We start from the raw sequence: 13,701 nt of genomic DNA on the forward strand, positions 1-13,701 counted from the left end.
TCATGGCGTTCGGGAAGTTCCACGGCGTGATCGCCGCCACGACACCGATCGGCTGCTTCATCACGAGGATGCGCTTGTCCTTCTGGTGACCGGGCACGATGTCGCCATAGAGGCGACGGGCCTCTTCGGCGAACCATTCGACGAAGCTTGCGCCATAGACGATCTCGCCGGTGGCTTCCGCCAGCGGCTTGCCCTGTTCCATGGTGAGGATACGGCCGAGATCGTCCTTATTGTCGATCATCAGCTCGAACCACTTGCGCAGGATGCCCGAGCGTTCCTTGGCGGTCCTCGCCGCCCAGCCCTTCTGGGCTGCCGCGGCCGCATCGATGGCTTCCTTCGTCTCGGCAGCGCCGAGCTTCGGCACGTAACCGACGAGTTCACCCGTCGCCGGGTTCTTCACCGCGATGCCGCTACCATCCGCTTCGATCCAGCGCGTGCCAACCAACGCCGCCGGCCGCAAAAGGCTAGGGTCTTTCAAGGTCATCGGAGTTCTCCCATTTCGCGATGCGTCTCTTCTCGCAGCGTTATATTGCCTCCGCCACCCCTTCGACAATGCGGCAGGCATGCGATTTTGACGCTTCGCGAGACCGGGCGTGGCGTCTAAGGTCGGCATGCTGATTTGACACGAGGCTTACCATGACCCATCCCACCGGACGCTCCGCCGACCACGCCATCGCTCCCATCTTCCTCGACCGCTGGTCGCCCCGCGCCTTCACCGGCGAGGCCATGCCGCAGGACACGCTGCTGTCGTTGTTCGAAGCCGCACGCTGGGCCCCCTCCGCCGCCAATGGCCAGCCCTGGTATTTCGTCTATGGCCATCGCGGCACGGAGGCGTTCCAGACGATCTACGACACGCTCGACGAGGGCAACCAGCGTTGGGCCGACAAGGCTTCCGTCCTCATCGTCATCGTCTCCCAGACGCACCGCAAGAATGCCGCCGGCGAGATGCGCCTGGCCTATACCCATGCTTTCGATACCGGCACCGCCTGGGGCTACCTTGCGCTGCAGGCGGTCCATGCCGGCTATCACGCCCATGGCATGGGCGGCATCGATCGAGACAAGGCAAAAGAGGTTCTCGGCATTCCCGATGGTTTTCGGGTGGAAGCGGCTGTCGCCATCGGCAAGATTGCGCCGAAGGAAACCCTGCCGGACGACCTCCTGAAACGCGAGGTGCCAAGCGGGCGCAAGACAGTCGCTGAGTTCATCTCCGAAGGACGCTTCAACGCGCCCTGATCCGGCCAGCCGAAGCGATGCGATGGACAGAAGAGATGACGGCCGCCTTTGGGCCGCTCTGACGGAGCGGCATCTACCTACTGCCGCTTAGGCTGTCCATCCCGGCCACCGTTTCGGAAAAATGTCCGGTTCTATGCGATATCCGCCGAGACTCGGAAGCCGGCTACCGGGCCTGCAAATACTGTAAGCCGGACCAGCCCGCCGCATGACGGCGGGCTTTCCAATCGTTGTCAGATATCGAGGTTGGCGACGCTCAATGCGTTTTCCTGGATGAAGTCGCGGCGCGGCTCAACCTCGTCGCCCATCAGGCGGGCGAACAGGCCGTCGGCATCGGTCGCATCCGTCACCTTGACCTGTAGCAGCGAGCGGACGTTCGGATCGAGCGTCGTTTCCCAGAGCTGCTCGGCATTCATCTCGCCCAGCCCCTTGTAGCGCTGCATCGACAAGCCCTTGCGGCCGGCTGCGAAGACGGCGTCGAGCAGAGCGCGCGGCCCGGTGAGCTCTACCGTACCATCCTTGCGACGCAGCGTCGGCGGAACCCGGTAGGCGTCCTGGAACCGCGGCGAGAGCTGATCGATATGGCGGGCATCGGCCGAACCGATCAACGCCATGTCGATATGGGCGAACTCCTTGACGCCGCGCACCATGCGCTCGAAGCGCAGGCCGCCATCGCTCGCGACGGACCCGGTCCAGCCGCGTTCCGTCTCCTCGGCGATCAGATCGAGACGGCGGGCAACCTCCTCCGCCTTGGCGGCATAGGCGTCCCGGTCGTGGCTGAGCTCGAGGTTCAGCGCACCGGTGATCGCTGCCTGCTCGACGATCGAGCGGCTGTAGCGCGAATGCAGACCATCGATCAGCGTGCGCAGGCGCAGTGCATCCTGGATCAGCTCGCGGATATCCTGTCCGGCGCGCACCTCGCCGGAGCCCAGCTCCAGCGTCGCATCGTCGAGGCCGGCATTGATCAGGTACTCTTCCAGCGCCTTTTCATCCTTCAGGTACTGGCTCGATTTGCCGCGCGCCACCTTATAGAGCGGCGGCTGGGCGATATAGAGATGGCCACGTTCGATCAGTTCCGGCATCTGGCGGAAGAAGAAGGTGAGCAGCAGGGTACGAATGTGCGCGCCGTCGACGTCGGCGTCCGTCATGATGATGATCTTGTGGTAACGCAGCTTGTCGGCGTTGAACTCGTCCTTGCCGATCGACGTGCCGAGCGCGGTGATCAGCGTACCGATTTCCTGGCTGGAGAGCATCTTGTCGAAGCGGGCGCGCTCGACGTTCAGGATTTTTCCACGCAGGGGAAGAATGGCCTGGTTTTCACGCGAACGGCCCTGTTTGGCCGAACCGCCTGCGGAATCACCCTCGACGAGGAAGACTTCGGACTTGGCCGGATCGCGTTCCGAGCAGTCGGCGAGCTTGCCGGGCAGCGAGGAGATATCGAGCGCGCCCTTGCGACGCGTCAGTTCGCGCGCCTTGCGGGCGGCTTCGCGGGCGGCGGCGGCCTCGACGACCTTACCGACGAGGATCTTCGCATCCGCCGGATGCTCTTCGAACCAGGTGGAGAGCGCTTCGTTGACAAGGTTTTCGACGACCGGGCGCACTTCCGAGGAGACGAGCTTGTCCTTGGTCTGCGAGGAGAATTTCGGATCGGGAACCTTTACCGACAGCACCGCCGTCAGGCCTTCACGGCAATCCTCGCCCTGCAACGTCACCTTTTCGCGCTTCATGATGCCGGATGTATCGGCATAGGAGACGACCTGGCGCGTCAGTGCGCCGCGGAAACCCGCCATATGCGTGCCGCCATCGCGCTGCGGTATGTTGTTGGTGAAGCAGAGCACATTTTCGTGGTAGCTGTCGTTCCACCACATGGCGACTTCGACCGTGATGCCGTCCTTCTCGCCGCGGATGGCGATCGGCTTATCGACGAGGGCCTTCTTGGCGCGGTCGAGATAGGTCACGAAGGCTTCGAGGCCGCCTTCGTACATCAGCTCGTCCTGCTTGATATCCGAATGGCGGCGATCCGTCAGCAGGATGCGCACGCCGGAATTCAGGAAGGCGAGTTCGCGCAGGCGGTGTTCCAGCGTCGAATAGACGAATTCGATGTTGGAGAAAGTTTCGGTGGACGGAAGGAAGGTCACTTCCGTGCCGGTCTCGCTGCCGCATTCGCCCGTTACCACCAGCGGACCGTCGGCAACGCCGTGCGTGAAGCTCATCTCGTGGATTTTGCCGGCGCGGCGGATCTTCAGCTTCAGCTTGACCGAGAGCGCGTTCACCACCGAAACGCCCACGCCGTGCAGACCGCCGGAGACCTTGTAGGAATTCTGGTCGAACTTACCGCCGGCATGCAGCTGGGTCATGATGACCTCGGCCGCCGAGACACCCTCTTCCTTGTGGATGTCGGTCGGGATGCCGCGGCCGTTGTCCGTCACGGTTACCGAGCCGTCCGCATTGAGCGTGACCGTCACGATATCGGCATGGCCGGCCAGCGCCTCGTCGATCGCGTTGTCGACGACCTCATAGACCATGTGATGCAGACCCGAGCCGTCATCGGTGTCGCCGATATACATGCCTGGGCGCTTGCGCACGGCATCGAGGCCCTTCAGGACCTTGATCGAATCTGCGCCATACTCGGCCGGGCCGTTTTCGGTCTCGGGTGTGTCAGTCATATAAACGTCTTTCCAGAAGTTTCGCGGCCAGAAGTTTCGCAGACAGCGGGACGCGGCGAATCACCGCTTTCCATGTCTTGGAATATAGGGATTCTGGCCCCAAGTTCCAAATCCGAGCGCCATAAAGGCGGCAGAAATCAGGGGATCGTCAGGGTTTTACCCGGTTATTGCACGCTTTTTCGAGAATGCCGGCAAGGCGGCGCACAGTCTCGGGCGGCAGGTTGCCGATTTCGGCCGCAACACGGTTGGCAAAGGCCGTATATTCCGGCGGCAGGCCCGATGTATCGACCACCACGCGAGGGTCGGAAATCTGCGCGATGCGGAACAGTTCTTCCGCCTCGTCCCAGATGACGTTGAAGTAGCCGGCGACGCGCTGCAGGAAATCGAAGCTCGGCATGCCGCGCTTGCCATGCTCGAGCGCCGAGAGATAGGCCGGGCTGACGCCAAGCGCCCCTGCCATCTCCTTCTGCGAAACGCCCTTGCGATCGCGCAGATGGCGCACCGCCTTGCCGAAGGGCGTCGTCATCGCTTCTCTCCCGGCAGGCGGGCGAGGCGGACATAGAGCGCGCCCTCGCCGCCATGGTTACGGGCAGCGGGCTCGTAGGAGGAGATCAGTGGGCGGAATTCCGGCAGCGAGAACCATAGAGGCACCGCGCGCTTCAAGGCGCCTTCGCTGCCGAGCGAGGTGCCTTTGCCGGTGATGACGAGCACATGGCGCAGGCCGCGCTCATGCGCCTTAATAAGGAAACCGAGCAGGAAGCCATGCGCCTCGCTCTGGATCATGCCGTGCAGGTCGATGCGGGCTTCCAGCGCCAGGCGACCCTTGGCGATCTTGCGCTTGACGGGCCGTTCCAGCGGATGGTGCTTGGTGTCCTTGCCGCGTCCGATGGTGAGCGCGATGCCTTCGGCGACCGGCTGGTCGGCCTTGACCTTCTTCGGCTCGGGCGCTTTTTCTTCCTGGGCCTTCTCAGCGAAGACAGCCTCGAATTCCGTCAAGGCATCAAGCTTGCCCGGCATGGCCCGCGTCGAGCGCGCCACCTTGCCCCAGAGGATGCGGTCCTCGCTGGTGAGCGCCTTATCCCTGGGCATGGAGGTAGCGCTCCGCTGCCGCCTTCGGGATGAGGATATGGAAGGTCGCGGTATTGCGGACATTGCCCGCCAGCGCGCCGGCCGCGTCTCCCGATCCGGTAAAGATATCGCCGCGTGCCGGGCCGACGATGGCCGTGCCCGTATCGAGGGCCAGCATCAGCCGGCGGAAGGGTTTACCGCCGTCCATATGGGTCAGACTGTCGCTCGAAATGAAGAAGGGCAGGCCGAAGGTGTGGATCAGGCGATCGACCGCAAGCGAGCGGCCGGCGATCAGCGGCACCTTCGCAGCCGCGATTGGACCCAGCGCCAGCCCTTCGACCGCCGCCTCCTTGAAAAAGATGAAGGAGCGATTGTGCCACAGCATGGCATCCACCTGATCCTCATGCCGCGCCAGCCAGTCGCGGATCGAGGCCATGGAAACGGTGGCGGCGTCGATCTCGCCGCGCTCGATCAGGAGCTTGCCGATTGGCGAGAAAGGATGGCCGGTCTTGGCCGCATAGGTGATGCGCTTCACCGATCCGTCGGGATAGACGAGCCGCGCCGCGCCCTGCACATGGGCGAAGAACACATCGACCTTCGAGCGGGCATAGGCGATTTCGAGGCCGCGGCCATCGAGATAACCGCGCTCGATGTCGCCCCGGTCGGGGTGTTCGACGATGTCGCCGTTCTTCAGCAGGCCGAAGGCGTAGCCCTGCGGATAGCCGTCCGGCCGGTTGGCGTCATCGATATCGACGAGATCGTCGGGCCGGCGGTAGAAGGGATAGCGGTAATCGGCATCCGGCTCGGCCTTCACCGCCACTTCCGGCTCATAGAAGGCCGTGACGAAGCCGGCGGAACCGTCCGCCTTCTCGATCCGGAACGGCACGCAGTGCGCCTCGAAGAAAGCGCGCACGGCGGCGGCCCCCTCTGGCTTCTCGGCCGCTGCCGCATCCAGCAACGTCAAAAGCTCGCCGGCGGTGATGCCGAGCGAGCCCGTCTTATAGGCTTTGACGTTGCGGATGTGATCGCGACAGCGGAACATGCCCGCCATCAGCGGCGACGGATCGTCCTCGCCCCAGCCGGGAAGCGCCGAAAACCGGGCCGGAACCAGGCGATAGTCCATGGGCGTGCCTCGCTCAGCCTTCCGATTCGGTGGCGATCAGCTTCCAGTTCGGATCGCGCGAGCGGATATCGCGGGCGAAGGTCCAGAGGTCGTTGACCTCGGCCACCGTCTCCGCATCGCCATCGATCAGCGCGCCGGCCTTGTCATAGGTGGCGGAGATCAGCTGGCTGACGATGCGCAGCGTCACATTGGCCTCGCTGTCCTTGACCTCGGCGCCGACCAGATCGGCTTTCTCGATGCCGACGAAGGTGGAGCGGACGACTTCGCCCTTGCTCTCGCGCTCGGAGATCGCGGCGTCAAAGCCTTCATAGACTTCGCGCGACAGAAGGTTCTTCAGCGTCTTGCGGTCGCCATCGGCGAAGGCGACGACGATCATCTCATAGGCCATGCGGGCGCCGTTGACGAATTCCTTCGGATTGAAGGAAGGATCAGTCTTGACCAAAGCGCGCAGCTGCTCGTTGAGCGGGGTGCCGGCCGGCGTGAACGCATCGATGGCAGCGTAGGGATTTTCCTCCTCGTCGGCATCGCGCTTGGGCAGCGTCACCACCTTGCCGCGATCGGCCGAATCAGCCTCGGCGGCGGTCTCGCGCTTCGAATAGGGATCGAAGGGCGGGCGCTCGCTGCCGGTGCGGCGGCCAAGCACGCTGCGCAATTGCAGGAAGATGACCACCGCAGCCACGAGGAAGAAAATCGTTACAAAGTCGAATGAGCCCATTATCGATCCGCTGCGGTTTCTGTTTTTTGTTCCTTTTCCATATAGTCCGCAAACCCGGATCATTCAAATGGCGATGACGTGAATGCGGCGAAGACGCGCGGATGGCTCGCCGGCAGTATCGAACGGCGCAATTCTGTGCGAGATTGGAACGGCATGCTGAGAATCCTTCTTCCCCTCTTCTTTCTTCTCCTGCCTTTGGCGGAGATTGCCTGTTTCATTCTCGTTGGACGGCGCATCGGCCTTCTGCCGACGCTCTCGCTCGTCATCCTCTCCGCCGTCGCTGGCATCGTGCTGATGCGCATCCAGGGCTTCGGCGTGCTGACACGGCTGAGGCGGTCCGGCCAGGACGGCCGCGCACCAGGCAAGGAACTGCTCGACGCGGCCATGATCCTGATTGCCGGCATCCTGCTTCTCATTCCCGGTTTCCTCAGCGATATCGTCGGCCTTGCGCTATTCCTGCCGCCGGTCCGGACCTTTCTCTGGAACCGGCTGATGCGCAACGTCGTTATCGTCAATGTCGGCGGCATGCGTCCCGGCCGCGAACAGCCGCAGACCGGGCCTCAGCGCACCATCGATCTCGACGAAAACGATTTTCATCGCGGCGACCGGCCCTAGGCCCCGGGTTGTAAGGCCCGGGCTGAAATGCTAGATGGCCTGACTTTCCAGAGTCTCCAAGGATACTTTCCATGACCGAAGCAGCAACCGAGACCAACGGCGCAAGCCCGTCGCTCAACATCCTGGCGCAGTATGTGAAGGACTTCTCCTTCGAAAACCCGGGTGCTCCGCGGTCGCTGCAGGCGCGCGACAAGGCTCCGGCCATCAATATCAGCGTTAATGTCAACGCCAATCCGCTCTCCGAGACCGACTTCGACGTCATCCTCTCGCTGAACGCCGAAGCCAAGGATGGCGACAAGGTCCTGTTCAACGCCGAGCTCGCCTATGGCGGCGTCTTCCGTGTCACGGGCTTCCCGCAGGAGCACATGCTGCCGGTTCTCTTCATCGAGTGCCCGCGCCTGCTCTTCCCCTTCGCCCGCCAGATCATTTCCGACGCCACCCGCAACGGCGGCTTCCCGCCGCTGATGATCGACCCGATCGATTTCGCCCAGATGTTCTCCCAGCGCATGGCGGAAGAACAGGTCAAGGCAAAGGTTCAGGCCAACTAAGCCGAACTGCGAAATCCCAGACAAAGACGCCCGGCCACTTGCTGACCGGGCGTTTTCTTTGCGCAGAAGATTGGGTACAGAAGATAATGAGCCGGATTCAGGCGCCGTATTTCGCCCAGATCGCCTTGCCGCCCATCTTGTCCACCATCGCATTGTGCGCGGCCTGCTCGGCTTCCGTCACCCGGGGCGCCAGCGGTCGTGGGCGAATGCCGAGCGGCTGGATCACTTCGTCTTCATTCTCGACCAGCGTCTTGCGGCCGTTTTCCGCCGCACCCAGACCGAGTGCGGCCTGCCGGCCGCCGATCATTTCGATATAAACTTCGGCGAGCAGTTCGGAGTCGAGGAGCGCGCCGTGATATTTGCGGTGCGAATTGTCGATGCCGTAGCGCCGGCAGAGCGCATCGAGCGAGTTCGGCCCCATCGGATGTTTGCGGCGGGCGAGCGCCAGCGTATCCGTCACCTTCTCCTGCAGGATCGGCGGGCGGCCGAGCCGGTCGAGCTCGGCATTGATGAAGCCCATGTCGAAGTTGGCATTGTGCGCCACCCAGCGGCCTTCGCCGAAGAACTCGAGGATCTGCTCGACCACCTCGGCAAAGGACGGCTTGTCCTTCAGCGATTCGTCCGTGATCCCGTGCACGGCAAGCGCATCGGGATGGACCTTGCGATCACCCGGATTGATATAGAGATGCAGGGTGCGGCCGGTCGGGAAATGGTTCTCCAGCTCGACGCCGCCGATTTCGATGACGCGGTCGAGTTTGTTGTCGAGGCCGGTGGTTTCCGTATCGAAGATGATCTCGCGCATCAGTCCCGCTCTTCTCTCAAGGTTTCAATCACCTCTTCCACCTGTTTGCGCGCCGCTTCAAGCCCCGCGTCGGTATGGACGATGAAATCCGCCCGCGCCCGCTTTTCAGCATCGGGCATCTGGCGGGAGAGGATAAGCGTAAATTTCTCCTCGGTCATATCGGGCCGCGAGAGCACGCGGCGGCGCTGCGTTTGCGCATCACAGGTGACGACCACGACCTTGTCGACCCGCTTTTCACCGCCGGTTTCGTAGAGAAGCGGGATATCGAGCACGACGAGGGTTGATCCCTTCTCCCGTTCTGTTTCCAAAAAAGCCGTTTCGCGCGCCCGCACCAAGGGATGGATCACCGCTTCCAGCTCTCGGAACCGCTCCGGCGCCTGCGCCAGAATGGCGGAGAGAACCTTCCGGTCGATCACGCCACCCCTGAGCGCTTCGGGAAAAAGCGCTGCGACCGGAGCCACGGCCTCCTTGCGATAGAGATCATGCACCGTCGCATCGGCATCATGCACCGGCACGCCGAGATCGCGGAACATTCCCGCGGTCGTCGACTTGCCCGTCCCGATCGATCCGGTGAGGCCGAGCACGATCATCCATGTTTCTCCATATCCGCAAGGATCAGCTGGCGCAGCGCTTCATCCACCATCGGGCGCACGCCGAACCATTTTTCAAAGCCGGGGGCCGCCTGATGCAACAGCATGCCGAGACCATCAACCACGGCAAAACCCTGATCGACCGCCTGGCGCAGAATCGGCGTGATCAGCGGCACATAGACGATATCGGTGACGACGGCGCCGTTTGCCAGCGGCGAGAAATCGAATTCCGGCGCTTCGTCGCCATCCATGCCGAGCGAGGTCGTGTTGACGAACAAGCCGGCCCCTTTCATCACCTCCGGCAGCGCCACCATGGCATGGGCATGCACCTTCGCACCGAAGCGGTCGGCAAGCTCCTGCGCCCGCGCCAGGGTGCGGTTGACCACATGGATTTCGCCGACACCGCGATCGCGCACCGCCTGGATGATCGCGCGGCTGGCTCCGCCGGCACCGAGGATCACGGCCCGATCGGTCTTGTCCCAACCCGGCGCCGTCGCATCGAGATTGGCGAGGAAACCGTAGCCATCCGTGTTGGTGGCGTGAAGCGCGCCGTGCTCTAGCCAGAGCGTGTTGGCGGCACCCAGCTCCTTGCTCAACGCATCCGGCCGGTCGGCGAGCTTGAACGCCATCTCCTTATGCGGAATGGTGACATTGCCACCAACGAAGCCGGATTCACCGCTCTTCAGCCGGGATAGGAAGCCGGCGAAATCCTCCGGCAGGACCTCCTGGCGCGTATAGGATCCCTGAAGACCCAGCACAGTCAGCCAATGGCTGTGGATCAGCGGCGAGCGGGAATGTTTGACGGGACAGCCCGTGACAAAGGCATTTCTTAACAATGTTTCACGTGAATCATGCATCGATGGCACCGAGATCGCGAAGCTTAGCCAGCAGCGGAAGCAGCGGCAGGCCGAGAATGGTAAAATAATCGCCGTCGATCCTCTCGAACAGCTGCAAGCCTTCGCCCTCCAGCTGATAGGCGCCGACGCTCGCCAGGATCCTGTCGCCGACGCGCGCCAGATGACGATCGATGAAGGCATCCGATAGCGGCCGCATTGTCAGATGGGCGATGGAAACATGGCTCCACAGGGTTTCGCCATCACGCACCAGCGCGATGCCGCAGTTCAGGGAATGACTGCGACCCGACATCGAAGCAAGGTGCGATTTCGCCTCTGCCATGTCGGCCGGCTTGTGGAACACGCGACCTTCGAGCGACAGGGTCTGGTCCGAACCGATCACCAGCGCGCCGGGATGGCGGCCCGCGACGTCGCGCGCCTTCTCGATCGCCAATGTCTCGGCAACGTCTTGCGGCGAGGGATTTTGCGCGGCAAGGGCCGTTTCCACCGCGCGCTCGTCGATGCGAGCCGCTTCCGAGGTGAAGGCGAGGCCTGCATTTTCCATCAGCATGCGCCGGAACGGGCTTTGCGAGGCAAGGATCAGCGTCATCGATTTCTCCCGATTCATCCTCCCGCGTTACCGGCTCTTCGGGCGAAGAGCAACGATGGCGGCGGCGGTTTCCTCGATGGAGCGGCGCGTAACGTCGATGATCGGCCAATTGTTTCTGGCACAGAGCGCGCGGGCATATTTCAGCTCCTCGGAAATCTGCGCCCGGTCGATATAGTCGTCGCCGCGAAATTCCTGGGTCTGGCCAAGAATTCGGTTCTGCCGCACCTGGGCGATGCGATCCGTCGTGGCGATCAGCCCGACGATCAGCGGCTTGGTCGCCGTCGACAGCCGTTCGGGCAAGGCAACCCCAAGCACGATCGGCACATTGGCCGTCTTGATGCCGCGGTTGGCCAGATAGATGCTCGTCGGCGTCTTCGAAGTACGGCTGATGCCGATCAGGATGACATCGGCCTCATCGAGATCGGCCGGCAGCTGGCCGTCATCATGGTCCATCGTGAAATTCAGCGCTTCGATTCGCGCGAAATATTCCGCGTTCATCACATGCTGGGCGCCTACCCGCCGGCGCGACGGCGCGCCGAGATAGGACTGGAAGAGGTCGATGACCGGTTCGAGCACCGAAACGCAGGGCACGCCCATCTCCCGGCAGCGCTGGTCGATGATGTCGGAAAGCTCGCGGTCGACGATCGTATAAAGCACGATGCCCGGCGCGCCATCGATCGCATCGAGCACCGGCATCAGCTGCTTGCGGTTACGGATCAGCGGATAGACATGCTCGAGCGCCTGCGAGGACTGGAATTGCGCGGCCGCGGCCCTGCCCGCCGCGATCAGCGTCTCGCCCGTCGAGTCCGATATCAGGTGCAGATGGAAGTAATTTTTCGTGCTTTCCACAATATCCTCCGCGCCCTGTTGATGGACTGGGACAGCGGTGAGGTAAAAGCGGGAGGGGTTCGGACGCAAGGGGATAAAGGCGAAGTTTTCCACAATTGGCGGTTTCCGGGAAAGCGATTTCCGCGACATGTGGATAAGACTCATGACACGGCAAAGTGTCGCGCTTCTCCACAGACTATCCACAAGCTGTCAATTTTCAGCCCCACCAGATCATTTTGATTCCATTCGGTGAATCGGCTTTTCCGCGATTTTCGGGTGAAAACAGCTGATGCCTTCGCTGTTTTCCCCAACCCCTGGAACAAAGCAGGACTCATGTGGACAGGATTTAATCCTTGATAGTCACCGACTCTAAGAAATAGAAACCTTCTCTAAGAGATTATTTCTTTATTGGGAGAAGCCCATAGTGAGCGCGAAAAGCCGGAAGATCGTCGATGTCCTGAACGGGAAGACGATCTCTCCCCCTCCCCTGTGGCTGATGCGTCAGGCAGGGCGCTACCTGCCGGAATACAGGGCAACGCGCGCGGAAGCCGGGAGTTTCCTTGATCTCTGTTATTCGCCGGAACTGGCGACCGAAGTGACGCTGCAGCCGATCCGCCGTTATGGCTTCGACGCGGCAATCCTGTTTTCCGACATTCTTGTCATCCCCGATGCATTGAAGCGGAATGTGCGCTTTGAAGAAGGGCATGGACCGCGCCTCGATCCGATCGACGCGGACGGGATCCTCAAGCTCGACGGCAAGGACGTGCTGAAACACCTCCAGCCGGTCATGGAGGCCGTCGGCCGTATCCGCGGTGCCCTGCCCGAGGAAACGACCCTGCTTGGCTTCTGTGGCGCACCCTGGACGGTTGCGACCTATATGATCGCCGGCCACGGCACGCCCGACCAGGCGCCTGCCCGCCTCTTCGCATACAGGGAGCCGAAGGCCTTCGCGCATCTCCTCGACACGCTTGCGGAGCTCTCGGCCGATTATCTCGTCGCGCAGATCGATGCCGGCGCCGATGCCGTGCAGATTTTCGATTCCTGGGCGGGCGTCCTCGGCGAAAAGGAATTTTCGGAATTCGCCATCAAGCCCGTCCGGAAAATCATCGATTCGGTAAAGGCCCGCAGGCCACAGGCCAAGATCATTGCCTTTGCGAAGGGGGCCGGGCTGTTTCTGAAAACCTATCGACAGGCGACACGCGCTGATGCGATCGGCCTCGATTGGTCCGTGCCGCTCGCCTTTGCCGCCGAATTGCAGAAGGATGGCCCCGTTCAGGGCAATCTCGACCCGATGCGCGTCGTGGCCGGCGGTGCGGCATTGGACGAAGGCATCGATGCGATCCTGCAGGCGCTTGGAAACGGTCCGCTGATCTTCAATCTCGGCCACGGCATCACGCCGCAGGCCGACCCCGAGCATGTCACGCGTCTGGTGGCGCGGGTGCGGGGAGAGAACCGATGAGCGAGAAACAGACAGGCGAGAATGCCGGACGACGGGCGCGGTTGCGCGCAGCCGTCGCGCTCGTGATTTTTGCCCTGCTCGCGCTTCTGCTGATCCTCTATCCGCCCGAAAATCTCTATCTCTGGATCAAGGCGCTGCACATCCTGGCCGTGATTTCCTGGATGGCCGGCCTGCTCTACCTGCCGCGTCTTTTCGTCTATCACACCGACGCACCCAAAGGCTCCGCCCAGTCGGAAACCTTCAAGGTCATGGAGGGGCGGCTCTATCGTACGATCATGCAGCCGGCCATGGGGCTTGCCTGGCTGCTCGGCCTCTATCTCGCCTACACCGTCTATGGTTTCCAGGGCGGCTGGCTGCATGCCAAGCTCGCTCTTGTCGTGCTGTTGACAGGCGTCCACCACTATTTCGGCCGCGCGGTAAAAGCTTTTGCCGAAGATCGAAATGAAAAAACCGGCCGCCAATGGCGCATCTGGAACGAGGTACCGGCGCTGCTGATGGTGCTCATCGTCATCATGGCCGTCGTCAAACCGTTCTGAAGCCATTCTTCGAGGCCGAAGTGAGCCTGTTTCGGCCGGAAATGCTCAGGCCGCGCCGCGACAAAACGGACGAAATGC

At 62.3% G+C, this 13,701-nt stretch carries 16 protein-coding genes; 5 read left to right on the forward strand and 11 right to left on the reverse strand.

Going from position 1 to position 13,701, the window contains the following annotated elements:
- A partial coding sequence (locus D0Y60_RS21335) for an aldehyde dehydrogenase family protein (protein ID WP_117371970.1) occupies nucleotides 1-484 on the reverse strand: 484 nt, incomplete at its 3' end.
- A gap of 152 nt (nucleotides 485-636) precedes the next feature.
- On the opposite strand from D0Y60_RS21335, the gene D0Y60_RS21340 reads away from it, so the two are divergent.
- Nucleotides 637-1,233: a nitroreductase family protein gene (locus D0Y60_RS21340; RefSeq protein WP_117371971.1), complete on the forward strand. Its 597-nt coding sequence runs from the start codon at nucleotides 637-639 to the stop codon at nucleotides 1,231-1,233.
- A 230-nt stretch (nucleotides 1,234-1,463) separates the two neighbouring features.
- On the opposite strand, the gene gyrB is transcribed toward D0Y60_RS21340, so the two are convergent.
- The 5 genes from gyrB to D0Y60_RS21370 form a co-directional block, all read right to left on the reverse strand.
- A complete protein-coding gene (gyrB, locus tag D0Y60_RS21350) occupies nucleotides 1,464-3,896 on the reverse strand; it encodes a DNA topoisomerase (ATP-hydrolyzing) subunit B (protein ID WP_117371972.1) in 2,433 nt (810 codons plus the stop codon).
- Nucleotides 3,897-4,044: 148 nt separating this feature from the next.
- A complete protein-coding gene (locus D0Y60_RS21355; protein ID WP_117371973.1) occupies nucleotides 4,045-4,422 on the reverse strand; it encodes a helix-turn-helix domain-containing protein in 378 nt (125 codons plus the stop codon).
- A complete protein-coding gene (locus D0Y60_RS21360; protein ID WP_117371974.1) occupies nucleotides 4,419-4,985 on the reverse strand; it encodes a Smr/MutS family protein in 567 nt (188 codons plus the stop codon). The genes D0Y60_RS21355 and D0Y60_RS21360 overlap by 4 nt, the downstream gene beginning before the upstream one ends.
- On the reverse strand, nucleotides 4,972-6,087 hold the full coding sequence (locus D0Y60_RS21365; protein ID WP_117371975.1) for a murein transglycosylase A: 1,116 nt from the start codon (nucleotides 6,085-6,087) through the stop codon (nucleotides 4,972-4,974). Before D0Y60_RS21365 ends, D0Y60_RS21360 begins: the two co-directional genes overlap by 14 nt.
- A gap of 13 nt (nucleotides 6,088-6,100) precedes the next feature.
- Nucleotides 6,101-6,802, reverse strand: coding sequence for a Tim44/TimA family putative adaptor protein (locus D0Y60_RS21370; protein ID WP_117371976.1), 702 nt, complete (start codon nucleotides 6,800-6,802; stop codon nucleotides 6,101-6,103).
- A gap of 153 nt (nucleotides 6,803-6,955) precedes the next feature.
- On the opposite strand from D0Y60_RS21370, the gene D0Y60_RS21375 reads away from it, so the two are divergent.
- On the forward strand, nucleotides 6,956-7,417 hold the full coding sequence (locus D0Y60_RS21375) for an FxsA family protein (protein WP_117372049.1): 462 nt from the start codon (nucleotides 6,956-6,958) through the stop codon (nucleotides 7,415-7,417).
- A gap of 71 nt (nucleotides 7,418-7,488) precedes the next feature.
- On the forward strand, nucleotides 7,489-7,965 hold the full coding sequence (secB, locus tag D0Y60_RS21380; protein WP_117371977.1) for a protein-export chaperone SecB: 477 nt from the start codon (nucleotides 7,489-7,491) through the stop codon (nucleotides 7,963-7,965).
- Nucleotides 7,966-8,062: 97 nt separating this feature from the next.
- Here the strand turns inward: secB and dnaQ are convergent, their stop codons facing one another.
- The 5 genes from dnaQ to D0Y60_RS21405 are packed head-to-tail and all read right to left on the reverse strand — an operon-like array spanning nucleotide 8,063 to nucleotide 11,649.
- Nucleotides 8,063-8,767: a DNA polymerase III subunit epsilon gene (gene dnaQ / locus D0Y60_RS21385; RefSeq protein ID WP_117371978.1), complete on the reverse strand. Its 705-nt coding sequence runs from the start codon at nucleotides 8,765-8,767 to the stop codon at nucleotides 8,063-8,065.
- A complete protein-coding gene (gene coaE / locus D0Y60_RS21390) occupies nucleotides 8,767-9,357 on the reverse strand; it encodes a dephospho-CoA kinase (protein WP_117371979.1) in 591 nt (196 codons plus the stop codon). The genes dnaQ and coaE overlap by 1 nt, the downstream gene beginning before the upstream one ends.
- Nucleotides 9,354-10,214, reverse strand: coding sequence for a shikimate dehydrogenase (locus tag D0Y60_RS21395; RefSeq protein ID WP_117371980.1), 861 nt, complete (start codon nucleotides 10,212-10,214; stop codon nucleotides 9,354-9,356). Before D0Y60_RS21395 ends, coaE begins: the two co-directional genes overlap by 4 nt.
- Nucleotides 10,207-10,800 carry a Maf-like protein gene (locus D0Y60_RS21400; protein WP_199564245.1) on the reverse strand — a complete coding sequence of 198 codons (594 nt, stop codon included), beginning with the start codon at nucleotides 10,798-10,800 and terminating at the stop codon, nucleotides 10,207-10,209. Before D0Y60_RS21400 ends, D0Y60_RS21395 begins: the two co-directional genes overlap by 8 nt.
- Nucleotides 10,801-10,827: 27 nt before the next feature.
- Complete coding sequence (locus D0Y60_RS21405) at nucleotides 10,828-11,649, reverse strand: pyruvate, water dikinase regulatory protein (RefSeq protein ID WP_117371982.1); 822 nt, start codon at nucleotides 11,647-11,649, stop codon at nucleotides 10,828-10,830.
- A 403-nt stretch (nucleotides 11,650-12,052) separates the two neighbouring features.
- On the opposite strand from D0Y60_RS21405, the gene hemE reads away from it, so the two are divergent.
- A complete protein-coding gene (gene hemE / locus D0Y60_RS21410; protein ID WP_117371983.1) occupies nucleotides 12,053-13,087 on the forward strand; it encodes a uroporphyrinogen decarboxylase in 1,035 nt (344 codons plus the stop codon).
- Nucleotides 13,084-13,623, forward strand: a complete 540-nt coding sequence (hemJ, locus tag D0Y60_RS21415; RefSeq protein WP_117371984.1) for a protoporphyrinogen oxidase HemJ — start codon at nucleotides 13,084-13,086, stop codon at nucleotides 13,621-13,623. Before hemE ends, hemJ begins: the two co-directional genes overlap by 4 nt.
- Nucleotides 13,624-13,701: the final 78 nt, after the last annotated feature.

This window comes from Shinella sp. WSJ-2, from assembly GCF_003432075.1.
Classification (GTDB): domain Bacteria; phylum Pseudomonadota; class Alphaproteobacteria; order Rhizobiales; family Rhizobiaceae; genus Shinella.